Source organism: Desulforamulus hydrothermalis Lam5 = DSM 18033 (assembly GCF_000315365.1).
Classification (GTDB): domain Bacteria; phylum Bacillota; class Desulfotomaculia; order Desulfotomaculales; family Desulfotomaculaceae; genus Desulfotomaculum; species Desulfotomaculum hydrothermale.
Window position 1 is genome coordinate 77162 of sequence record NZ_CAOS01000013.1, and the last position, 21700, is coordinate 98861.

At 52.6% G+C, this 21700-nt stretch carries 24 protein-coding genes; 23 read left to right on the top strand and 1 reads right to left on the bottom strand.

The window, feature by feature from the left end:
• Nucleotides 1-18: 18 nt before the first annotated feature.
• The 23 genes from DESHY_RS10440 (at nt 19) to recN (ending at nt 21267) form a co-directional block, all read left to right on the top strand.
• Nucleotides 19-642: a hypothetical protein gene (locus DESHY_RS10440; RefSeq protein WP_008412598.1), complete on the top strand. Its 624-nt coding sequence runs from the start codon at nt 19-21 to the stop codon at nt 640-642.
• Nucleotide 643: 1 nt separating this feature from the next.
• The gene (locus DESHY_RS10445; RefSeq protein WP_008412600.1) at nt 644-1243 is read left to right on the top strand and encodes a SpoIIIAH-like family protein; all 600 of its coding nucleotides are present in this window, start codon (nt 644-646) and stop codon (nt 1241-1243) included.
• A gap of 218 nt (nt 1244-1461) precedes the next feature.
• Complete coding sequence (gene accB / locus DESHY_RS10450; protein WP_008412601.1) at nt 1462-3360, top strand: acetyl-CoA carboxylase biotin carboxyl carrier protein; 1899 nt, start codon at nt 1462-1464, stop codon at nt 3358-3360.
• Between the two features lie 9 nt (nt 3361-3369).
• A complete protein-coding gene (gene accC / locus DESHY_RS10455) occupies nt 3370-4719 on the top strand; it encodes an acetyl-CoA carboxylase biotin carboxylase subunit (protein ID WP_008412603.1) in 1350 nt (449 codons plus the stop codon).
• Between the two features lie 66 nt (nt 4720-4785).
• Nucleotides 4786-5199 (top strand): Asp23/Gls24 family envelope stress response protein, encoded by a 414-nt coding sequence (locus tag DESHY_RS10460; RefSeq protein WP_008412606.1) that lies wholly within the window; start codon nt 4786-4788, stop codon nt 5197-5199.
• A 100-nt stretch (nt 5200-5299) separates the two neighbouring features.
• On the top strand, nt 5300-5839 hold the full coding sequence (gene amaP, locus DESHY_RS10465) for an alkaline shock response membrane anchor protein AmaP (RefSeq protein ID WP_008412608.1): 540 nt from the start codon (nt 5300-5302) through the stop codon (nt 5837-5839).
• A 22-nt stretch (nt 5840-5861) separates the two neighbouring features.
• A complete protein-coding gene (locus DESHY_RS10470; protein ID WP_008412610.1) occupies nt 5862-6083 on the top strand; it encodes a DUF2273 domain-containing protein in 222 nt (73 codons plus the stop codon).
• 83 nt (nt 6084-6166) lie between these two features.
• Complete coding sequence (nusB, locus tag DESHY_RS10475; RefSeq protein ID WP_008412611.1) at nt 6167-6565, top strand: transcription antitermination factor NusB; 399 nt, start codon at nt 6167-6169, stop codon at nt 6563-6565.
• Nucleotides 6566-6711: 146 nt separating this feature from the next.
• Nucleotides 6712-7563 carry a sulfide/dihydroorotate dehydrogenase-like FAD/NAD-binding protein gene (locus DESHY_RS10480; RefSeq protein WP_008412612.1) on the top strand — a complete coding sequence of 284 codons (852 nt, stop codon included), beginning with the start codon at nt 6712-6714 and terminating at the stop codon, nt 7561-7563.
• Nucleotides 7556-8962 carry an NADPH-dependent glutamate synthase gene (gltA, locus tag DESHY_RS10485; RefSeq protein ID WP_048818076.1) on the top strand — a complete coding sequence of 469 codons (1407 nt, stop codon included), beginning with the start codon at nt 7556-7558 and terminating at the stop codon, nt 8960-8962. The genes DESHY_RS10480 and gltA overlap by 8 nt, the downstream gene beginning before the upstream one ends.
• 181 nt (nt 8963-9143) lie before the next feature.
• Entirely contained in the window at nt 9144-10340 is a 1197-nt protein-coding gene (gene xseA, locus DESHY_RS10490; RefSeq protein WP_048818077.1) for an exodeoxyribonuclease VII large subunit, read from the top strand.
• 26 nt (nt 10341-10366) lie between these two features.
• A complete protein-coding gene (locus tag DESHY_RS10495) occupies nt 10367-11242 on the top strand; it encodes a bifunctional 5,10-methylenetetrahydrofolate dehydrogenase/5,10-methenyltetrahydrofolate cyclohydrolase (RefSeq protein WP_008412615.1) in 876 nt (291 codons plus the stop codon).
• Nucleotides 11239-11874 carry a cyclodeaminase/cyclohydrolase family protein gene (locus DESHY_RS10500; RefSeq protein WP_008412616.1) on the top strand — a complete coding sequence of 212 codons (636 nt, stop codon included), beginning with the start codon at nt 11239-11241 and terminating at the stop codon, nt 11872-11874. Before DESHY_RS10495 ends, DESHY_RS10500 begins: the two co-directional genes overlap by 4 nt.
• A gap of 12 nt (nt 11875-11886) precedes the next feature.
• Nucleotides 11887-12117: an exodeoxyribonuclease VII small subunit gene (xseB, locus tag DESHY_RS10505; RefSeq protein WP_008412623.1), complete on the top strand. Its 231-nt coding sequence runs from the start codon at nt 11887-11889 to the stop codon at nt 12115-12117.
• 3 nt (nt 12118-12120) lie between these two features.
• A complete protein-coding gene (locus tag DESHY_RS10510; RefSeq protein WP_008412624.1) occupies nt 12121-13005 on the top strand; it encodes a polyprenyl synthetase family protein in 885 nt (294 codons plus the stop codon).
• A 784-nt stretch (nt 13006-13789) separates the two neighbouring features.
• Nucleotides 13790-14392: a hypothetical protein gene (locus DESHY_RS10515; protein ID WP_008412625.1), complete on the top strand. Its 603-nt coding sequence runs from the start codon at nt 13790-13792 to the stop codon at nt 14390-14392.
• Nucleotides 14389-16302: a 1-deoxy-D-xylulose-5-phosphate synthase gene (gene dxs, locus DESHY_RS10520; protein WP_008412626.1), complete on the top strand. Its 1914-nt coding sequence runs from the start codon at nt 14389-14391 to the stop codon at nt 16300-16302. Before DESHY_RS10515 ends, dxs begins: the two co-directional genes overlap by 4 nt.
• A gap of 20 nt (nt 16303-16322) precedes the next feature.
• Nucleotides 16323-17129, top strand: a complete 807-nt coding sequence (locus DESHY_RS10525) for a TlyA family RNA methyltransferase (protein WP_008412627.1) — start codon at nt 16323-16325, stop codon at nt 17127-17129.
• 13 nt (nt 17130-17142) lie between these two features.
• The gene (locus tag DESHY_RS10530) at nt 17143-17679 is read left to right on the top strand and encodes a PD-(D/E)XK nuclease family protein (protein ID WP_235695566.1); all 537 of its coding nucleotides are present in this window, start codon (nt 17143-17145) and stop codon (nt 17677-17679) included.
• The gene (locus tag DESHY_RS10535) at nt 17676-18542 is read left to right on the top strand and encodes an NAD(+)/NADH kinase (protein WP_008412629.1); all 867 of its coding nucleotides are present in this window, start codon (nt 17676-17678) and stop codon (nt 18540-18542) included. Before DESHY_RS10530 ends, DESHY_RS10535 begins: the two co-directional genes overlap by 4 nt.
• Nucleotides 18535-19107, top strand: coding sequence for a tRNA 5-(aminomethyl)-2-thiouridylate-methyltransferase MnmM (mnmM, locus tag DESHY_RS10540; protein ID WP_008412630.1), 573 nt, complete (start codon nt 18535-18537; stop codon nt 19105-19107). Before DESHY_RS10535 ends, mnmM begins: the two co-directional genes overlap by 8 nt.
• 2 nt (nt 19108-19109) lie before the next feature.
• Nucleotides 19110-19568: an arginine repressor gene (gene argR, locus DESHY_RS10545; RefSeq protein ID WP_008412631.1), complete on the top strand. Its 459-nt coding sequence runs from the start codon at nt 19110-19112 to the stop codon at nt 19566-19568.
• A gap of 4 nt (nt 19569-19572) precedes the next feature.
• Nucleotides 19573-21267, top strand: coding sequence for a DNA repair protein RecN (gene recN, locus DESHY_RS10550; protein WP_008412632.1), 1695 nt, complete (start codon nt 19573-19575; stop codon nt 21265-21267).
• A gap of 43 nt (nt 21268-21310) precedes the next feature.
• On the opposite strand, the gene DESHY_RS14750 is transcribed toward recN, so the two are convergent.
• Entirely contained in the window at nt 21311-21442 is a 132-nt protein-coding gene (locus DESHY_RS14750; protein ID WP_274377197.1) for a hypothetical protein, read from the bottom strand.
• Nucleotides 21443-21700: the final 258 nt, after the last annotated feature.

The window sequence follows — 21700 nt, forward strand, 5'->3', positions numbered from 1 at the left end:
ATGCAAAGGAGGTTATGTATGAGCTGGTTTAAGAACCTGATCAGAGACGGTGAAACGGGTGAGCCCAAAAAGGAACTAATAAGAAAATTAAAACTGCTGGCTGCCGCTGCTGCGCTGGGGGTGGCTCTAATTTTGCTGGGCGGCCTGGGTGGCAAGGCCGACCAAACTGTGCCGCCGGCAGCCCGGGAACAAACCGCCGAACGGGCCACCGACCCGGTTCCGGTAAAGACCGCCATGGCTTCCGAAGAAGAATACCTCTCCCAGCGTTTATGCCAGATGCTGGAACAGGTGGAGGGGGCCGGAAAAGTTAAGGTCACTGTCAGGCTGCAAAACTCCACCCGCACTGAATATGCCGTTAATACCTCCACCGGCAAAAAAACCACCCAGGAGAAAGACCAGTCCGGTGGCACCCGGGTGCTGACAGAAGACACTGATACCGGGCAGCTGGTATTGGTTACCCGCAACGGTGAACAAACCCCGGTGCTGAGCCGGGAGGTGGCTCCTGCTGTGGCAGGGGTGCTGGTGGTGGCAGACGGCGCCGGTGACCCGGCAGTAAAGGCCCGGCTGTTCAGGGCAACCCAGGTGGCGCTGGGGGTAGAACCCCAAAAGGTTGTCGTGATGGCCAGAAAGGCGGGTGAATAAAATGTTAAAACGCTTTTGGCTGCTGGGTTTGTTAACCGTCATGGGTGTCACCATGCTGCTGGCAGGTTACCGGGGGGGAGCCGGGGAAATTTTCCGGTCCCTTGACGGGGCAAGCAGGCAGCAGCCTGCCGCCCTTTCCCCTGACAAGCAAACGGCGGCATCGGATCATCCACAGCCGGCGGCCGGCAGCAGCGTTAAGCAAGACCGACCGCCTGCCGGCCAGGCCGTGCAGGTGGAGCGGCAGGAATCCGACAGCAGCTTTTTCGTGGAATACCGTTTAGAGAGGGAAAGAAACCGCGGGCAGCAAATAGAAATTGCCCGGGAGATCATTAACAATCAAAATGCCGACCCGGAAATTCGCAAAAAAGCCCAGGAACAGCTGTATAATATCAGTAACCAACTGCAAAAGGAATTGGAAACAGAAAGCCTGATCCGGGCTAAAGGGTACCGGGATGCGGTGGTATTTCTTGAAGGAAAAACCGTGACGGTGGTTATTCAGGCTGACCGACTGAACCAGGAAGACGCTATAAAAATTACCGATCTGGTATCCCGCAGCACCCAGGTTAACCCACAAAACATTGTTATTATACCCAAGGCTTAGCAGGCATTTGAAGAATTTTGTCGAAATACTATTATTGCTTACAAAAGCTAGAAATATTGTATACTTGAACCCCTTTGCTAGCCAAACCTTCCCCCGTCTTATATAATTTATATTGTAATGAAATTCAAACATTTTATGGCAACTGACGGACCTGCTCAGGTTGTTAATTGTGCAATAACCTGAGTTTTCTGTTGTATTTGTTGGGGGGAGGACTTGCAATGACGCATCGTTTAAAAATCACCGACACGACCCTGCGGGACGGGCACCAGAGTTTGTGGGCTACCCGGATGGCTACCGAAGATATGCTGCCGATTCTGGAAAAGCTGGATCAAATGGGGTATCACTCCCTGGAGGTTTGGGGCGGCGCCACCTTTGATGTTTGCCTGCGTTTTCTGAACGAAGACCCCTGGGAACGTCTCCGGTTGATTAAAAAACATGTTAAAAATACCCCTCTGCAGATGCTGCTCCGGGGGCAGTCCCTGCTGGGCTATACGCACTACCCCGATGATATTTTGGAAGCCTTCATTCATAAAACCGTAGAAAACGGTATGGATATCATCAGAATCTTTGATGCTTTAAATGATATCCGCAATATGGAAAAGGCCCTGCAGGTTACCAAGCGAGCCGGAGCCCATGCACAGGCGACGGTGGTTTATACCGTCAGCCCGGTGCACACTATCCAGCATTATTTGGAGACCGCCCTGCGTTTAGAAGAAATGGGGGCTGATTCCATTTGCATCAAAGATATGGCCGGCCTGCTGGCGCCCTTTAAAGCCTATGAACTGGTTAAATTGTTTAAAGCTCATTTGAGTGTTCCGGTACAGCTGCACTGCCACTATATCGGCGGTATGGCGGTGGGGGCTTATTTGAAAGCGGCCGAGGCGGGTGTGGACGTGGTGGACACCGCCTCGGTGCCGATGGCCTTCGGCGCCTCGCAGCCACCTGTGGAGACGGTGGTCCGGGCCCTCAAGGGAACCCCCTATGATACAGGTTTAAGTATTAAAGCCTTGTTTGAAGTAGCCCAGTATTTTGAAGACCTGCGCAAAGAATTAGGGCAGCAGCGGGGAGTAACCCGCATTAGTGATATGCGGGTATTTGAACACCAGGTGCCGGGGGGTATGATTTCTAACCTGGTGTCCCAACTGGAAGAACAAAAAGCACTGCACCGGCTGGACGAAGTGCTGGAGGAGATCCCCCGGGTGCGGGAGGAACTGGGTTTTCCGCCTCTGGTGACGCCCACCAGCCAGATTGTGGGTACCCAGGCCGTCTTAAACGTCCTCACCGGCCAGCGGTACAAATTGATTCCCGGGGAAGTAAAGCTGTATGTCCAGGGCTATTACGGACGACCGCCGGCTACCATTGACCCGGCCATCAGTCGCAAAGTACTGGGAGATAAGGAACCCATCACCTGTCGCCCGGCGGACTTGTTGGAACCAAAAATGGATAAACTAAGAGAAGAAATAAAAGATTTGGCCATTAGCCAGGAAGATGTGCTGACTTACGCCATGTTTCCCCAGGTGGCCCGCAAGTTTTTTGAAGCCCGGCGCCGGGGCGAAACCGGTCCCCGGCGGAAGGCGGCATCATACAAAGCGGGGTCACCGGCCGATGCTAGTGGCAACAAGCGTACCAAGGAGGCCAAAAACGTGAACCTTAATGAATTAAAAGAACTGATTAAGGTGCTTGACCAAACGGATATTACAGAAATAGATTTGGAAAGTGACGGGGTAAAAGTGTCCATCCGCAAGGGAGGTAAAATGGCAGCCGCTGTAACTGCGGCGGCAGCACCTTTGGCGGAAGTGCCGGCGGCAGAGACGGCCAAAACTCCCGAGGCTGTTCCGGCAGCCCCGGCAGCCCCGGCGGCTCCGGCGGCCGAGGACCTGGTAGCGGTTACGGCGCCTATGGTGGGAACCTTTTACCGGTCCCCGGCACCGGATGCCGATCCCTTTGTCAAGGTGGGGGATGTCGTGCAGACCGGCCAGACCCTGTGCATTATTGAAGCCATGAAGTTAATGAACGAAATTGAAGCGGAGACAGCCGGTGAGATTGTGGAAATCCTGGTGGAAAACGGCCAGCCGGTAGAATACGGACAAAAATTGTTTTTGATCAAAAAGAAGTAGGGAGAGCGCATGTTTAAAAAAATACTGATTGCCAACCGGGGCGAGATTGCCCTGAGAATTATTCGGGCCTGTCAGGAATTAAACATTAAGACTGTGGTGGTATATTCAGAGGCGGACAGGGACAGCTTGCCGGTCCGCCTGGCTGACGAGGCTTATTGTATCGGGCCGGCCCCCTCGGGCAAAAGCTACTTAAATATTGCCAATATTATCAGTGCTGCCGAAGTTTCCGGGGCGGATGCCATCCACCCCGGTTACGGGTTCCTGGCTGAAAACTCACAATTTGCCATGATCTGCGAGGATTGCGGCATCACCTTTATTGGCCCCTCCCCCCATGCCATTGAATACATGGGCAACAAGGCGCTGGCCCGCCAGACCATGATTGAGGCCGGAGTGCCGGTGGTGCCGGGATCTGAAGGGGCGGTAAAAAGCGACGAGGAAGCGCTTGCCATTGCCAGGGAAATCGGCTATCCGGTATTAATTAAGGCTTCCGCCGGCGGCGGCGGCCGCGGCATGCGGGTGGCCCACAGCGAGGAGGATTTACTGAAGGCCATCAGCACTGCCCGCAACGAAGCCCAGGCAGCCTTTGGCAACGGGGATGTCTATTTAGAGAAATATGTTGAACAGCCTCGACACATTGAAATTCAAGTGCTGGGGGACAAGGAAGGTAACCTGGTTTACCTGGCGGAGCGGGATTGCTCAGTGCAGCGCCGTAACCAGAAGGTTATCGAAGAAGCCCCTTCCGTGGCGTTGAGTCCTTCCCTGCGCCGCAAGATGGGCGAAGCAGCCATTAAAGCAGCCAAAGCAGTTGGTTATTACAATGCGGGTACCGTTGAGTTTTTGCTGGACAAACACAACAAATTTTATTTTATTGAAATGAATACACGTATTCAGGTGGAGCACCCGGTTACCGAACTAATTACCGGCATTGATTTGATAAAAGAACAAATTCGCATTGCCGCCGGGGAGCCCCTGGGTTATGGTCAAAATGATGTGCGCATTGACGGGTGGGCCATTGAGTGCCGGATTAATGCGGAAGACCCTGATAAAAATTTCATGCCCCATCCCGGCACTATTCAGTTATATCACCCGCCCGGCGGCCCCTGGGTAAGGGTGGACAGCGCTGCTTACACAGGGTATGTTATCCCGCCTTATTATGATTCGATGATTGGCAAGTTAATTGTCTGGGGTAGGGATCGTGAGGAGGCCATCCGGAGGATGCAGAGGGCCTTGGATGAATTTGTGGTCGAAGGAATTCCTACCACCATTCCCTTTCATAAAAAGGTACTTAACAATGCCTTTTTCCGCCGGGGTGAGGTTTATACCAACTTTATCCAACGTCGAATTTTGCCTGAACCCTAGCATGGTTGCTGTGTGTTACCAGAATATGTTATAATGCACTTGGAAGTGGATTAACGGAGGTGTAACATGGCAGATAATAAACGTGATATTGTAGTGATGACTCCCCAGGAGGGTTTGGGCGGTATCCGCATCGCGGATGATGTGGTTGGTGTAATAGCCGGCATGGCGGCCACCGAGGTGCCCGGTGTGGCAGGCATGAGCGGCGGTATCGGCGGCGGTATTGCCGAAATGTTAGGCCGCAAAAACCTGTCCAAGGGCGTTAAGGTAGAAGTGGGCGAAAAAGAAGCCGCTGTGGATCTGTTTGTGATTGTGGAATACGGCGTGCGCATTCCGGATGTGGCAACGCAGATTCAAATGAATGTAAAGCGTGCCATTGAAGGCATGACCGGCCTTTCGGTGGTGGAAGTCAATGTCCATGTGCAGGGAGTAGCCTTTGCCAGCTCTGACAATAAGGAAGAAGAACCCCAGCGAGTAAGGTAAGCCAAGTTAACAGCAATGACAAATTCGGAACCAATGCTGCGTTGGTTCCGCATTTTATATGTATAAGTTATGTTTGTATTATCCCATAAGGGAGGGGAATATGGTGAGCCCCTTTGATCGAGGTTTGCTTTTTCTTTATACTCTGGTAATGACGTTCTTTTGTGCCGTGTTACTGCTTATTGTCACCGGCTGGTGGCAGCAGCCCCTATACTTTCTATGGCAGAGCGGCTATGCTTATGAACTGCAGATTTATCTGGCGGCTTTGCTGGGGTTGCTGCTGCTGGTGGGAGTGCGGCTTTTCTGGGTTGCCCTGGTTCGCCGGGAGTCCGGCAAAGCGGTGGTGCACGACTATATGCTGGGCCAGGTGCGTATCTCTTTGCAAGCTGTTGAAAACCTGGTTAAAAAAGCAGTTTATCAAATTGCCGGCGTTAAAGATGTGAAACCCCGGGTAACCCAAACCCCGGGCGGTATGGGGCTGCATATCAGAGCCATCGTGGCTCCGGATATCAGCATTCCTGAGGTCAGCCGCCAAATCCAGCACAGGGTGCAGGAGTATCTTGCCCAAACCACCGGCATTACCGTAAACGATATCAAGGTTATAGTTGAAAATATTTCCACTACCCGCCCCCGGGTTGAGTAGGCCCTTTGGAGGGGAGGTTACTATGATTTATAAATTAATCCAGGATATTTTGGAAAACCACCGGGGAAAAGCCGTCGGCATTTTCTTGGGGCTTGTTTTCGGCTGGTTTGCCATCAACTATGGTTTTTTTAAGGCGCTTTTTGTCGCTTTCTGCGTCACGCTTGGTTATTATGTGGGCAAAGGGGTGGACGAAAGGTTCGATTTTCGCGGGGCCTTTGACCGGCTGTTTCGGGACCGCTGGTAGCAGGCTGCGGTTAGTGTTTATGCAAATAAGTTGCACGGGAAAAACTAGACACAATATCATTGACTTTCAGAGGAGGTCCTAACTTGGGTAGAAGGCAAGCCAGGGAAACTGCGCTGCAGGCTTTATTTCAAATTGATGTAGGAAAAATCGAGCCTGATTTTGCTATCCACAATACGGCCAGGGAGTTTGGCAGCGGTCCTGAAGAATTAGCGTTTGCCCAACAATTAGTTAAGGGTACCCTGGAGCATATGCAGGAAATAGACGAGCTGATCAGCCAGGTCAGCAAAGACTGGCAGCTTAACCGGATGGCCAATGTGGACCGCAATATTATTCGTTTGGCCCTGTATGAAATGAAGTTCCGGGATGATATACCTGCCAGCGTGTCGGTTAACGAAGCAGTGGAATTGGCCAAAATTTTTGGCGGGGCGGATTCCGGCCGGTTTGTTAACGGCATCTTAGGGAAATTTGTGTCTGTTGAATAAACCGGTGGGCAGGTTTTATTACTTAAATACATAATATTCTTTAATCATCAGTTAAATGGCGAAGCGTAGTTTTGGCCCGGCCAGGCTGCCTGCGCGCATTTTTATATATTATGCACTGTGCAATACCGGAGAGGAGGCAACCGGGGATGTATCAGATTGTGTCTAAAAAAACTCTGGCACCGGCTATTCACGAGTATGAAATCCTGGCACCCAAGGTAGCCAAAAAAGCCAGAGCAGGTCAATTTGTTATTTTAAGGGTTGATGAGGACGGGGAGAGAATTCCCCTTACCATCGCCGACTATAACCGGGAGGCAGGTACCATTACCGTCGTATTTGCCGAGGCGGGCTATTCCACCGGAAAACTGGGCAAATTAGAGGCCGGTGACGCCGTGCAGGACTTTGTGGGGCCGCTGGGCGTTCCTTCCCATGTGGACAAGTTTGGCAAAGTAGTTATGGTTGCCGGCGGGGTCGGGGTGGCACCGGTTTTTCCGATTGCCAGGGCCATGAAGGCGGCCGGCAACCATGTGGTGGGCATTATGGGTGCCCGCAGCAAAGACCTGATTTTCTGGGAACAGCGCATGCAAGAAGTTTGTCACCAATTGCTGGTTACTACCGACGATGGTTCCTATGTACGCAAGGGCTTTGTGACTGATGTACTGCGGCAATATATAGAAGAAGCAGGCCGGCCTGATCTGGTTATGGCCATCGGGCCGTTGCCCATGATGCGGGCGGTGGCAGACCTGACCAGAGAATACGGCATTAAAACCATGGTTAGCTTAAACTCTATTATGGTGGATGGCACCGGCATGTGCGGTGCTTGCCGGGTTACGGTGGGCGGCGAAACCAAGTTTGTCTGTGTGGATGGGCCCGAATTCGACGGTCACTTAGTTGATTTTGCGGAACAGTTAATGCGCTCTCGCAAATATAAGGCCGAGGAACAGCTTGCCCTTAACCGGGCCGGTTGCGGCTGTGGCGGAGGAGGTAAATGCCATGGCTAAGCAAATTATTCCCCAAAAGCATGCCATGCCCCAGCAAGACCCGCTGGTACGGTCGAAAAACTTTGCCGAAGTGGCTTTGGGATACGATGAAGAACTGGCAGTGGCAGAAGCAGAGCGCTGCCTGAATTGCAAGAAACCTTTGTGCAAACAGGGCTGTCCGGTGGGAGTTGATATTCCGGAATTTATTGCGCTGGTGAAAGAAAGGAAGTTTGCCGAAGCAGCCAGGGTTATTAAGCGCACCAACGCCCTGCCGGCCGTTTGCGGCCGGGTGTGCCCCCAGGAACACCAGTGCGAAAAATACTGTGTAGTGGGCAAGAAACACGAGCCGGTGGCCATCGGCCGGCTGGAGCGCTTTGTGGGCGACTATGTGATGAATATGGAAACCGAGATAGAAAAGGCGGCGCCAACCGGTTACCAAGTGGCCATTGTGGGGTCCGGCCCGGCAGGGTTGGCCTGTGCGGCTGATTTGGCGCGCTGGGGCCACAGTGTTACCGTTTTTGAAGCGCTGCATACACCCGGCGGCGTGTTGATGTACGGTATTCCGGAATTCCGTTTGCCCAAGCGGATTGTCCAACTGGAAATTGAAAATCTAAAAAAAATGGGTGTCAAAATTGAAACCAATGCTGTTATCGGGCAAATTGCTTCGTTAGATGAATTGTTGAACGAAGAAGGTTTTGATGCTGTATTCCTGGGTACCGGTGCAGGTACGCCTTACTTTATGAATTTGCCGGGTGAAAATTTAAACGGCGTGTATTCCGCCAATGAATTTTTAACCCGTGCCAATTTGATGAAAGCTTACCGTTTCCCCCAATCGGCTACCCCCATTAAAGTGGGTAAAAAGGTGGCCGTACTGGGCGGCGGCAACGTTGCGATGGATGCTGCCCGTACTGCCCTACGCCTGGGGGCTGAGGAAGTTTACATTGTGTATCGCCGCTCACGGGCTGAATTGCCGGCCCGTTTGGAAGAAATTGAACATGCAGAGGAAGAAGGAGTTAAGTTTTTGTTCCTGACCAATCCCACCAGGTATATTGGCAACCAGGAGGGATGGTTAACCGGTTTGACATGCATAAAAATGGAACTGGGCGAACCTGACGCTTCCGGGCGACGCAAGCCGGTGCCCGTTGACGGCTCTGAATTCTTACTGCCGGTGGATGTTGCCATTGTAGCCATCGGCCAGGGGCCCAACCCGCTGATTACCAAAACCACGCCCGATCTGGCTACCAACCGGCGCGGCAACATCCTGGCTGACGAAACCGGTAAAACCTCTAAAGAAGGGGTATATGCCGGGGGTGATGTGGTAACCGGCGCTGCCACTGTGATTAAAGCCATGGGAGCCGGCCGGGCAGCCGCCCGGAGCATTCATGATTATCTCATGTCCAAGGGGCCGCAGAAAAACTAACCAGAACGTGACCGGGTGTATCGCTCCTCAAGGGCGATACACTTTTAGCTTGCGAAGCTAAATCAGAGTGTCGACAAAGGTTGTCAAACAAGTTCGAGATGATTTTATGATCCCCTGCCAGCAACTTGTCGAAGCGGCGGTAACAGCACTTGATAAGCGAAAGGAGCCACTGGGATATTGTATGAAGATACTTTCTGTAACCGAAGTTACCAGGTACATTAAAGATAAACTGGAAAACGACCTGCTGCTGGCTAATGTGTGGGTAAAAGGGGAGATTTCTAACCTTAAAATACACACCTCCGGCCATATGTATCTGACATTAAAAGATCGGGATGCCTGCCTGCGGGTAGTCATCTTTCGATCCCGGGCCCGTAGCTTGCCGTTCCGGCCGGCCAACGGCATGTCGGTGATTGTTCGGGGCTATATTTCGGTCTACGAGCGGGACGGCAGCTACCAGCTTTATGGCGAAAGCATGGAACCTGACGGGTTGGGCGCCCTTTACCTGGCCTTTGAGCAACTAAAACAAAAACTGGCCGCCCAGGGGCTGTTTGACCGGGGCAGAAAACGCCCCCTCCCTAAAATACCCCGGGTGGTGGGTATTGTCACCTCCCCCAGCGGGGCAGCGGTGCAGGATATGCTGAATATTATCGGCCGCCGCTGGCCGATGGCGCAGGTTATCCTGGCACCTGTTCTGGTGCAAGGCGAAGGAGCGCCGGCCTCCATCGCCCGGGGCATTGCCCAAATGAACGGTTTACCCGGGGTAGATGTATTGATTGTGGGCCGGGGCGGCGGTTCGCTGGAGGAACTGTGGGCCTTTAATACCGAGGAAGTGGCACTGGCCATTGCCCGCTCACAAATTCCTGTCATTTCAGCGGTGGGTCACGAAACGGATTTTACCATAGCCGATATGGTGGCCGATTTGCGTGCGCCAACACCTTCGGCAGCGGCCGAACTGGTGGTGCCCGATACCCGAGAAATGGCACGTTACCTGCAACTGCTGGAACAACGAATAGTGAAAGGCATGACGAACGGACTGGCCCGGGCCAGGCAACGGCTGCAACAGTGTACCGAACGCCAGCCGCTGCGGCGGCCTTATTTGATTACCGGCAACCGCCAGCAAATGCTGGATGCGCTGACCGGCAGCCTGCAGCGGGCAGGCAAACTGCTGTTGGCTGACAAAACAGCCCGGCTGGCCGGCCTGGCCGGCAAGCTGCATGTGCTAAGCCCGCTGGCTACCATGGCCCGGGGCTATAGTATTACCACCACCCGTGAGGGAAAAGTAGTAACGGATGCCGGCAGCATTGACATCGGGCAAACTGTTTTGGTATTGTTGCATCAAGGCAAATTGGCCTGCCAAGTTGAATCAAAATCAGATTAACAAGCTACACCAGGGAAGGAGACACCATGGCACAAATTTTAGACGGCAAAAAAGTAGCGGCCATGCTGAGAGAAGAATTAAACCAGCAGGTTGCCGCCTTAAAGGGAAAAAATATACAGCCCACATTGGCTGTGCTGCTGGTGGGTGAAGATGCGGCTTCGGTGGCTTATGCCAGGTTTTTGGAAAAAGTAAGCGGCAATGCCGGGGTTAACTTTCAACTGCATCAGTTGCCCGCCAATGCCAGCGAACTTTATGTAAAGCTGACCATAGAGGATCTCAACCAGGATGCCGGCGTGCACGGCATTTTACTCATGATGCCCTTGCCGCCCCATATTAACAAGCAGCGTGTGATGGAAGCAGTATCGCCCCTGAAAGATGTGGACGGCCTGCATCCCTTTAATCGCGGTCACCTGATCAGCGGCGGCGTTTGCCTGCAGCCGGCCACGCCCATGAGCTGCCTGGAGATTGTTAAAAGGTCCGGTATTTCCTTAGCAGGCAAGCACATGGTGATTGTGGGCCGGGGTGAAACGGTAGGCAAGCCGCTGGTGTTCATGGCGCTGGCGGAAAATGCCACCGTGACGGTATGCCACACCGGCACCAAAGATCTGGCATACATGACCAGGCAGGCCGACATTCTTGTTTCCGCTGTGGGTAAGCCCGGCTTAATAACTGCGGCTATGGTGAAACCGGGCGCTGTGGTGGTGGATGCCGGTATCAGCGAAGTGGCAGGACAAATAACCGGCGATGTGGATTTCGCCGGGGTTAAAGAGGTGGCCGCTGCCATTACCCCGGTACCCGGCGGGGTAGGAAGTTTAACTACGGTTTTAATGCTGAAGAACTTGATCAAAGGTATTCAGCTGCAGGAACAAGCCCGACAATGGGAGGAGGCGGAGGAATTATGATGAATTACTTGCAGTGGTCAGTGGAAGAATTATTTGCCCGGACCGCCTCGCCGGCCCCGGAACCGGGCGGCGGCGGGGTAGCCGCCATGACCGGCTGCCTGGCTGCCGGGCTTTTAAATATGGTAGCCGGCATTACCGCAGGGAAAGAAAAATACCGAGCCTTTGCCGGTGAAATACAGTCATTAATCAGTGACCTGCAGCAGTGTACAGACCGCCTGAAACTCCTGGCCCAAAGGGATATGGAAGCCTTTCACATGTTTATGGCTGCTCTGGCCATGCCCAAGGGTACACCGGCTGAAAAAACGCTGCGGGAAGAGCATAAGCAGCAGGCAGCATTGCTGTGTGCCGACGTGCCCCTGCAGGTTGCCCAAACCTGCCTGGACTGCTTAAAGGCAGCGCACCGGCTGGCTGATGTGGCTGCCAAAACGGCTGTCAGTGATGTGGGTGTGGCAGCTCACCTGTTAGCTGCATCGCTTAAAGGCGCCCTGCTGATGGTGGATGACAACCTGGGCTATATCAATGACCTGGCCCGGGTAAAAGCTCTCATTACGGAAAAGGAACAGTTGCTGTCGGCTGCAGAAGAACTGTGCGCAAGTACACTGGCCAGGGTTAAAGGCCGTATGGCGGAATGACGGGGGTGTAACATGGAGGCAGCAAAACTTAGTTTTGAAGAAGCCCTGGGCAGGTTGGAAGAAGTTGTGCGAGAATTGGAAGCAAACCAACTTCCACTTGACCGGGCGCTGGAATTATTTGCCGAGGGCATTGCTCTGTCTAAGTATTGCAACGGTTGTTTAGAAAAGGCTGAGCAGAAAATAAGCCTGCTGATGGCGGACGGCGAAATTAAAGAAGCCCCCTCTGTCGGCCAGGGAGGTTGACTAATGTCTTTTAAGGAACAATTAACAGCGTGGGCCCGGCAGGTGGATGAGGCACTGCATAATTACCTGCCGCCCGCTGATGCATACCCGGCTGTACTGCACGAGGCCATGCGCTATAGTGTCTTTGCGGGCGGCAAAAGGCTGCGTCCCATTTTGGTTTTGGCCGCCGCCAAGGCAGTAGGGGGCAATACCGACAAGATTATGCCTGTGGCCTGCGCCCTGGAGTTAATCCACACCTATTCTTTGGTGCACGATGATTTACCGGCCATGGACAATGATGATTACCGGCGGGGACGTCCCACCAACCATAAAGTATACGGCGAGGCGACGGCAATCCTGGTGGGAGACGCCCTGCTCACCCTGGCCTTTGAACTGGTGGCCCGCTGCGGCGAAGACTGTCCGCCGGCGGCTGTCAACCGGGTAGCCCGGGAAATTGCCCAGGCGGCCGGCAGCCGCGGCTTAATCGGCGGTCAGGTGGTGGACTTGCTTTCTGAAAACAAACAAATTGAAAGCAGCGTGCTGGAATACATCCACCGCCATAAAACGGGCGCCCTGTTTAGAGCGGCTGTCCGGGCAGGCGCTATTCTGGGCGGGGCCGGAGAGGCACAACTGGCGGCTTTAACCACCTACGCCGAGCAAATGGGTTTAGCTTTTCAAATTAAAGACGACCTTTTGGATATTGAAGGGGACGAAGCAAAAATCGGCAAGCCGGTAGGCAGCGATATAAAAAATCAAAAAGTTACTTACCCGTCCTTATACGGGCTGGACGGGGCCCGCCGGATGGCTGACGAGGCAGCCCGGGAAGCTGTCACGGCATTAAATATTTTTGGTCCGGAAGCGGAATTTTTAAGACTGATGATGCATTTTATTATCAATAGAGATCACTGAAAAGAATGCTACAGCCAGCCAGAGCAATCCCGCAAATGATTAACCGAGTTTTCATTGCAAAAACCGACTGTTACAGTACAGGCGGGTCCGGTTTAGGTTAACAGCGTATTTGTGACGAAGACCGCAGCATGTTATAATTCATAACGTGCAAGCGACATACTTAAAAAATAAGTGATGCAGTATCCTAGTCAGCATCACCTTTCTGAAGGCGGGCCTAAAAATCCGTCAAGGGCACATCGATGAAGTTCCTGGTGCTGGCTTTTGACGCCCAGTTGGGGGCTGGTACTGGGAGTTAAGGGGATGGGGCGACCTGCAACGGCATGTGGGCATCGACCCCGTCCCCGTGGAGACCCAAGTGCGTGGGGAGTCGGCAACGACAAACTATGGCTTGGTTGTTAACCTGCATGTGGTAGGAAGCTGCGTGCAGTGTAGCCTGACTTGAAGTGGCACTGGTGAATTCCTCTGGTACAACAGCTGCCTACGGGCCCGTAAGCGGTTGTTGTGGGATGAAACCTTTGCTGCAAAAGAGTCTAAGAAAGCCTGATGCTGTTGAGGAAAACTCCTAGGCTGTCCGGTACACGCCGGGGCAGGTCAGGGATTAAAGTGTGGACTAAGTGGTAATCCAGCCCTGAGAGCGGCGACGCCTCTGATAGGGTTTAATGGGAAACCGCCGGTTTGGCGACAGCCGGTACCGCTATGGGAAAACCTGCTGGACCTAAGCCACAACGTTTACCTGATCTGCTACCACTTATTAAATTTACATACACTATGAGGTGAAATATTTTTGCATAACCACAAATCCAGCGTGTCTAAAAGATATATTCTTTTTATTTTCGTTGGATCTTTCCTGTTGGCGGTTGCCTTTTCCCTGCTTTCGGAAACCTTAACCAGAAGCGTTAAAAGTGTAGCTATATCCTTGACAGGTTTATTATTTATTATACTGATCGGGATCCTGGCTGATATTATCGGAACAGCTGTTACCGCTGCCCAGGAAGCACCTTTTCATGCCAGAGCGGCCAAGCGTGTCCGCGGGGCAAAGGAAGGTGTTTTTTTATTACGCAATGCTGATAAGGTGGCCAATATATGTAATGATGTCATCGGTGATATTGTGGGTACGGTCAGCGGTGCGTTAGGCATTTCCATAGTGGTTAAAATATTAAATAACAATCCTGGCTGGCCTGCCCTCTGGGCCAATATTATAATGACCGCCTTAATTGCCTCGCTGACGGTTTCCGGTAAAGCATTAGGAAAAACACTGGCGTTAACCAGGGCAAATGATGTAATATTTTTGGTAGGGAAGATTTTGGCTTACTGGCAGAAAATTACCGGTAAAAGATGCACCAAAAAGAATCGCCCAGTTAATAAAAAGAGGGTGAACAAAGTTTGACCTCATTATTGAAAAATATTTACAGTCCTCAAGATTTGCAAAATCTAAGCCTCAAACAACTGGAAGAATTGGCAGCGGAAATCAGGCAGCGGATTATTGAAACCGTGTCGGTAACCGGCGGCCACCTGGCACCCAATCTGGGTGTGGTGGAACTTACCCTGGCTTTGCACCGGGTGTTTAACTCTGCAGTGGATCGCATTATCTGGGATGTTGGCCACCAAAGCTATGTGCATAAGTTGCTGACCGGGCGGCAAAACCGGTTTGCCAGCCTGCGCCAGTACGGCGGTATCAGCGGCTTTCCCAAGCCGGCCGAGAGTATCCACGACGCCTTTGCCACCGGTCACAGCAGCACCTCCGTATCCGCCGCCCTGGGCATGGCGCTGGCCAGGGATTTAAACGGAGCCACCTATGATGTGGTGGCTGTGATCGGCGACGGTTCCCTGACGGGCGGCATGGCCTTTGAGGCCATGAACCATGCCGGGCATTTAAAAACTAATGTAATTGTGGTTTTAAACGATAACGAAATGTCTATCGCACCCAATGTAGGGGCATTATCCGGGTATTTAAGCAGGTTAAGGACCGATCCCAAGTATTCCAAGAGTAAAGATGAAATTGCTGAATTGCTGCAAAAACTGCCCCACGGCAATAAACTGTTAAAAGTTGTCGACCGGTTGAAAGACAGTTTGAAATATCTGGTGGTACCCGGCATGCTGTTTGAAGAGCTGGGTTTTACCTACCTGGGGCCGGTGGACGGACATGATATTAAAGCGGTGATGACCCTCTTGCAGCAGGCTAAATCTGTCAACGGTCCGGTTCTGGTGCATGTACTCACCCGGAAAGGCAAAGGATACTGGCCGGCCGAAGAAAATCCGGATCGTTTTCATGGCGTAGGGCCCTTTGACGTGGCAACCGGCAGGGTGAAAAAAGCCGGGGGAGCTCCCAGTTACACTGAGGTGTTTGGTCAAACGCTGGTTAAACTGGCCCGTCAAGACTCTAAAATTATCGGCATCACTGCCGCCATGCCCAGCGGCACCGGATTACAGGATTTTGCCAGGGAATTTCCCCGGCGTTATTTTGACGTGGGTATTGCAGAACAGCATGCGGTGACCATGGCGGCAGGCCTGGCAACCGCCGGGTACCGCCCGGTGGCGGCCATTTACTCCACCTTTTTGCAACGGGCCTATGATCAAGTATTGCATGACGTTTGCCTGCAAAACCTGCCGGTGACCTTTGCGCTGGACAGGGGCGGTTTGGTGGGAGATGACGGCCCCACTCATCACGGGGTGTTTGACATTGCCTATTTACGGCATATACCGAATATGGTGATTATGTCTCCCAAGGACGAAAACGAGCTGCAGCACATGCTGAAAACCGCGGTAACGCACAACGGCCCGGTGGCGGTGAGGTATCCCAGGGGGCAGGGATTAGGGGTACCCCTGGATCAAGAAATGCACTGCCTGCCTATCGGTCGAGCCGAAGTGCTGCGTGACGGCAGTGATTTGCTGCTGTTGGCCGTTGGCAATATGGTGGCTGAGGCTATGGCAGCGGCAGAAGAATTAAGCCGGCAGGGCATTACGGCGGCTGTCATTAACGCCCGTTACGTCAAACCGCTGGACGAGGAGTTAATTTTGGCATATGCCGGCAAAACTAAAAATGTCATTACCATCGAAGAACATGTTCTGATGGGCGGTTTTGGCAGTGCCGTTGTGGAGCTGCTGCAGCAGGCCGGGCTGCCGGATGTGCAAGTTAAACGAATAGGCCTGCCTGATGAATTTGTGGAACACGGCAAACAATCTTTGTTAAGGCAACAATACGGACTGACGGCTGAGGGCATTGTGGAAGCTGCGCTGGCCTGGGGAAAGGATGTTAAAAAAGTTCGCAAGTTAAAGGCTATCCGGGCGAAAGGCTAAAAATTTAGGAGGCTGTTCAGTTGGCAGTAACAAAAGAACGTCTGGATGTTTATCTTGTCAATAACGGTTATTTTTCCAGCCGGGAGAAAGCCCGTGCCGCGGTAATGGCCGGGCTTGTTTTTGTTGACGGGGCCAAGGTGGACAAACCCGGCCACCAGGTAAAAGAAACCGCCCGGGTAGAGGTGCAGGGGAACCCGTTGCCCTATGTCAGCCGCGGCGGCTTAAAGCTGGCCAAGGCTATCCGGGCATTTGGGATTGATTTAAAGGATAAAGTGGTCATTGACATCGGAGCTTCCACCGGGGGATTTACAGACTGTGCGCTGCAGCAGGGGGCCAGGCTGGTATACGCAGTGGACGTAGGCTACGGGCAGCTGGCCTGGAAACTTCGTTCCGATCCCCGGGTGATATCCCTGGAGCGGACCAATATTCGGTATTTGGAGCCCCGGCTGCTGCCGGAAAAACCCTCCTTTGCCACCATTGATGTGTCTTTTATTTCCCTGGCGCTGGTGTTGCCCCGGGTTGACCTGTTGACCGAAGCCCAGGCAGCCGGTATCGCTTTAATCAAACCGCAGTTTGAGGCGGGGAAAGAAAAAGTCGGTAAAAAAGGCGTGGTTCGCGATCCGGCGGTGCACGTTGAGGTTATTCATAAAATATTAGGCGTGGTGACAGACCTGGGCTGGCAAGTGGGCGGTCTGGATTTTTCTCCTATCCGCGGCCCGGAAGGAAATATCGAATACCTGCTGTATTTTCTGAAGGGATATCAAACAGGTGCAGCCACGCCCAAGGTCAGCGAAGTGGTTGGGCAAGCGCATCAGACTTTGGGGTAGGACATCCGGGGAGGTGTTAGCCCTGCTGCCGGTAGATCTTTTAATTATTGGCATGATTGCGGGTGCCCTGATAATTTATAATATAATCAAGCGGTGGCAGTCCTTTAGGGCCAGGCACCGTGTACGGCAGGCCGGCAAAGCTGAGGCGGCGGCCGGCAGGTTGCTTGAAACGGCGGGATACCGTATCCTGGCTGTGCAGGAGAGGGTGCCCGTTGTCACTAAAATTAACGGCAAGCCGCATAAAAGCCATATCCAGGCTGATTTTATTGTACAAAAAGGCAAGCAGGTTTTTGTGGTGGATGTAAAAACCGGCGAGGCCGCCCAAAAACCCGCCGCGCCGGAAAACCGCCGTCAACTGTTGGAGTATTATCTGGTGTATCGCCCGGACGGCGTGCTGGTGCTTGATATGGACAAGCTAAAATTGTATCACCTGGAATTTGAGGTTGAATTTCCCTCCCCGCGGGGTGTTAGTCCGGTTCCCTGTATCCTTTCTTTTTGTGCCGGGATTCTGGCGGCGTTACTAATCATCAAAGGGGGAAAAATCAGTTGAACACCATTGGCCTGGTGGTCAACAGCAATAAAGGCAATGTATCGGAGCCTGTGAGCAAAGTGGTTGACTGGCTTAACCAGCAAAACATTAAGGTTTTGTTTAACCAGGAAAGCGCCGCTTTGCTAGGGCGCCGGGGGGAAGGCATGCCTACCTGGGAGCTGGCACAGCAGTGCGACTGCATTATGGTGTGGGGCGGCGACGGGACGCTGCTGAACTGTGCCCGGCAAACGGCAGCCACCGGGACCCCCATTTTTGGTGTTAATTTGGGCCGGTTGGGCTTTTTGACCGAAATTGATATGCCGGATTTGCGCCATAAGATGCAAGCCTTAATTGCCGGCCATTACTACATAGAAGAAAGAATGATGCTGCAAACCACCGTGCTGCGGCAAGATGAAATAATAGACCGGGCATTATGCTTAAACGATGCTGTGGTAGCCAAGGGATCTTCCTTTCGTATGGCACGGTTAAACATAAAAGTTAATCAACAGTTTGTGGGAGCATTTGCTGCCGACGGCGTGATTATCGCCAGCCCAACCGGTTCCACGGCTTATTCCCTGTCGGCCGGCGGGCCCATTGTGACGCCGGAAGTACAAGTGATGTTAATTACGCCTATTTGTCCCCATTCCTTGGCCAACCGTTCTATTGTCATTGCGCCTGACAGCGTTGTGGAAGTTGAGGTTTTGCCCTGCGTGGAGGATGTGCATTTAAACTTAGACGGGCAGTACAGCTTCCCCTTAAGGGCCGGTGACAAGGTCGTGGTAAAAAAGGCGTCAGTTAAGGCACGCTTTTTAAAAATACACAAGACGAGTTTTTTTGCAGTTCTGCGGGAAAAATTAAAGGAGTGGCAGCAGGGACTTGATTAACTGGTTTATGGCAGCCAAACTGGGGCATTATTTTTTGGCAGAAATTTTGCAAGAGGGACATACTGCGGTGGACGGCACCATGGGCAACGGGCATGATACCTTAATGCTGGCTGAGCTGGTGGGGGCCCGGGGCAAGGTTTATGCCTTTGATATCCAGAGCCAGGCTCTAAACAACACCCGCCGGCGGCTGGCGGAGGCGGGCCTGCTGGATGGACGGGTGCAGCTTATTCAAGACGGCCACCAGCATATTAAACAATATGTTCAACAGACCATTCAGGGGGCCATTTTTAATTTGGGTTATTTGCCAGGCGGTGACCACTCAGTTATTACCCGCCCTGATACTACCCTGACGGCCATCCGACACACCCTGGAACTGCTGGCCCCTGCCGGGCGCCTGGTGGTAGTGGTCTACCCGGGACACCCGGGCGGGCGGGTCGAGCAGGAGGCGGTGGAAGCACTGGCAGCCAGGTTGGATTCTCTGCAGTTCAGGGTTTTGCGTATGACTTTGCTCAACCGGCCACCCTCAGCACCGGGAGTAATTATGATAGAGAAGGTGAGGGATTAAGGGTGAAGGCGCAGCGCCAGGCTAAAATATTAGAAATAGTTCGTGAAAGAATTATAGAAACCCAGGAAGAATTGGCGGCTGCCCTGCGGGCAGAAGGATTTGAAGTGACCCAGGCTACGGTATCAAGGGATATCAAAGAATTAAGTTTAATTAAAATCCCGGGTGAAAACAATACCTCTTACTACGCTTCACCTGACGAACCGGTGTTGCGACGGGGCAATGAAGACCGGCTCAGACGCTTGGTTCGCATGTCTCTGACCGATATTAATTCCAGCGAAAACCTGATTATTATTAAAACACCTCCGGGGGAAGCCCAGGGCCTGGCTTCCGCCATTGACCAGTCCCACTGGCCTGAGATCATTGGTACCGTGGCCGGCGACGATACCATCCTCATTATCACCAAACCTAAAGAAATCACACCGCAGGTTGTGCAGCGATTCCTGGAATTGGCAAGGGGGTAGAGTTGTGCTCCTTTCGTTATATATTAAAAATTTTGCCTTGATTGATGATGTTGAAGTGACCTTTGCCAAGGGGCTGAACATTATAACAGGCGAAACCGGTGCCGGTAAGTCCATGTTGATTGATGCCCTGCAAGTGGCGCTGGGCAGCCGCGCTTCAACGGAATTTATCCGTACCGGTCGTGACAGGGCCACCGTGCAGGCTATCTTTGACGTTTCCGAGTTAGACTGGATGAAGCAGCGGATGGCAGAACTGGGTGTTGAATGGGAAGAAGACGGGTTGCTGGTGCTGGCCAGAGAGATCAGCCACAGCGGCAAGAACACTTGCCGCCTCAACGGGCGGCCGGTTAGCCTGAGTCTTTATCGCCGGATGGGCAGCGGGCTGGTGGACATGCTGGGCCAGCATGAACAGCAAATTCTTTTAGATCAGGACAGGCACCGGCAACTGCTGGATAAATGGGGCGGTCCCCGGCTGTTGGCCCAGGCCGCCAAAGTGCACGATATTTACAGCCGCTGGCGGGAGGCCTCCGACAGTCTGCAAAGCCTGGAGTCCAACGCCAGAGAAGTGGCCCGGCGGCTGGATATGCTTTCTTTTCAAATTGAGGAAATCAGCCGGGCACAGTTGTCAGAACAGGAGGAAGACGGGCTGGTGGCCGAGCGGCGGCTGCTGGTGAATGCTGAAAAAATTTCCCGTCTGGCCGGCGAGGTCTATGACTACCTGTACGGGGGAGAAAGGGGGATAACCCCGGCCGTTGAAACAGCGGGCAAAGCCCTTGCATCACTTAAGGAACTGGCAGAGATTGACCCCCAGCTGGCCGGTTTAACGGAGATACTGGAACCGGTTCTTTACCAGGTGGAGGATGTGGCCCGGGAAATTGCTTCCTATCGTGATAACCTGGAATATCATCCGGGGCGGCTGGACGAAATTGAACACCGCCTTTCCTTAATTAAGCAGCTGAAGTACAAATACGGCACTACTGTTAAAGAGATACTGGCCTACAAAGAGTCAGCCGAGGCTGAACTGCACCGGTTAAGCCATCGAACAGAAGAAGCCGAAGCATTACAGGCAAAAATTAAAGCTGCGGCCGAAGCATGGCAGCAGGAAGCACAAGCTCTCAGTCAACTGCGTAGGCAAGCGGCCCGCACATTGGAAGAAAGAGCCGCCGGAGAGCTGCGCTATCTGGAAATGGGCGGCGTGGATTTTCGGGTTGGTTTTACGGAGGTGCCGGAATTATCACCCCGGGGTAAAGAAGAGATAGAATTTCTTATTGCCCCCAACCCGGGCGAACCGCTTAGGCCCTTGCGAAAAACAGCTTCCGGGGGCGAGCTTTCCAGGATTATGCTGGCCCTCAAGGTGCTGTTAGCCGGTGTGGATGAGGTGCCCACCCTGATCTTTGACGAAATTGATACAGGGGTGGGGGGCAAAGCGCTGCAGGCCATCGGCGAAAAGTTAGCCCAGGTGGGACGGCAGCGTCAGGTTATTTGCGTCACCCATGGGCCGCAGGTAGCCTGTTTTGCCGACACTCATTACTTAATCAGCAAAAAAGTAATGGCCGGACACACCCGGACAACCGTTGAGCGTTTGGATGAACAGGGCCGCGTGGAGGAACTGGCCAGAATGCTGGCGGGCCGGCAAATTACCGATGTGGTGAAAAACCATGCCCGGCAAATGTTAAAAATGTCTGCTGCCTATAAAAAATAATTTCAGAGTGCAGACAAAGGTTGCCAAACAAAGTGAGGCGGTTTTATGATCTCCTGTCGGCGACTTGTCGAAGCACCGGCAACAGCACTTGATGAGCGAAAAAAGCCATTGGGCCGGGCCGGCATGGCCCGTTTGAGTAGCGAATCATAGTGCTGTCGGTGCGTAGACCAGCCAAAGGGGATCATAAACCACCGATAATGTTTGTCGACACGCTGATTAATTTTTTGTTTTTTTAACAGCTGTTAAGCAGCTGTTATTTTTTTTCGGTAAACCAAACAAAACTTACAAAAAGGTTTGCAGCAGGCATATAGCTTGAATTCGGCAATTTCAGGCAGAATTAGCATGAGTAAAAGTGTTTTCGTAAGGTTATCTTAAAAATACTTAAGAAAGATTCAAATTTTACCGATTTACTTGTTTTTCTGCAATGACAAAA

What these genes read in the sequence shown, in the direction of transcription:
- DESHY_RS10440 (WP_008412598.1), top strand. Translation starts at nt 19, where the DNA reads ATGAGCTGGTTTAAGAACCTGATCAGAGACGGTGAAACGGGTGAGCCC.
- DESHY_RS10445 (WP_008412600.1), top strand. Translation starts at nt 644, where the DNA reads ATGTTAAAACGCTTTTGGCTGCTGGGTTTGTTAACCGTCATGGGTGTC.
- accB (WP_008412601.1), top strand. Translation starts at nt 1,462, where the DNA reads ATGACGCATCGTTTAAAAATCACCGACACGACCCTGCGGGACGGGCAC.
- accC (WP_008412603.1), top strand. Translation starts at nt 3,370, where the DNA reads ATGTTTAAAAAAATACTGATTGCCAACCGGGGCGAGATTGCCCTGAGA.
- DESHY_RS10460 (WP_008412606.1), top strand. Translation starts at nt 4,786, where the DNA reads ATGGCAGATAATAAACGTGATATTGTAGTGATGACTCCCCAGGAGGGT.
- amaP (WP_008412608.1), top strand. Translation starts at nt 5,300, where the DNA reads ATGGTGAGCCCCTTTGATCGAGGTTTGCTTTTTCTTTATACTCTGGTA.
- DESHY_RS10470 (WP_008412610.1), top strand. Translation starts at nt 5,862, where the DNA reads ATGATTTATAAATTAATCCAGGATATTTTGGAAAACCACCGGGGAAAA.
- DESHY_RS10480 (WP_008412612.1), top strand. Translation starts at nt 6,712, where the DNA reads ATGTATCAGATTGTGTCTAAAAAAACTCTGGCACCGGCTATTCACGAG.
- gltA (WP_048818076.1), top strand. Translation starts at nt 7,556, where the DNA reads ATGGCTAAGCAAATTATTCCCCAAAAGCATGCCATGCCCCAGCAAGAC.
- xseA (WP_048818077.1), top strand. Translation starts at nt 9,144, where the DNA reads ATGAAGATACTTTCTGTAACCGAAGTTACCAGGTACATTAAAGATAAA.
- DESHY_RS10495 (WP_008412615.1), top strand. Translation starts at nt 10,367, where the DNA reads ATGGCACAAATTTTAGACGGCAAAAAAGTAGCGGCCATGCTGAGAGAA.
- DESHY_RS10500 (WP_008412616.1), top strand. Translation starts at nt 11,239, where the DNA reads ATGATGAATTACTTGCAGTGGTCAGTGGAAGAATTATTTGCCCGGACC.
- xseB (WP_008412623.1), top strand. Translation starts at nt 11,887, where the DNA reads ATGGAGGCAGCAAAACTTAGTTTTGAAGAAGCCCTGGGCAGGTTGGAA.
- DESHY_RS10510 (WP_008412624.1), top strand. Translation starts at nt 12,121, where the DNA reads ATGTCTTTTAAGGAACAATTAACAGCGTGGGCCCGGCAGGTGGATGAG.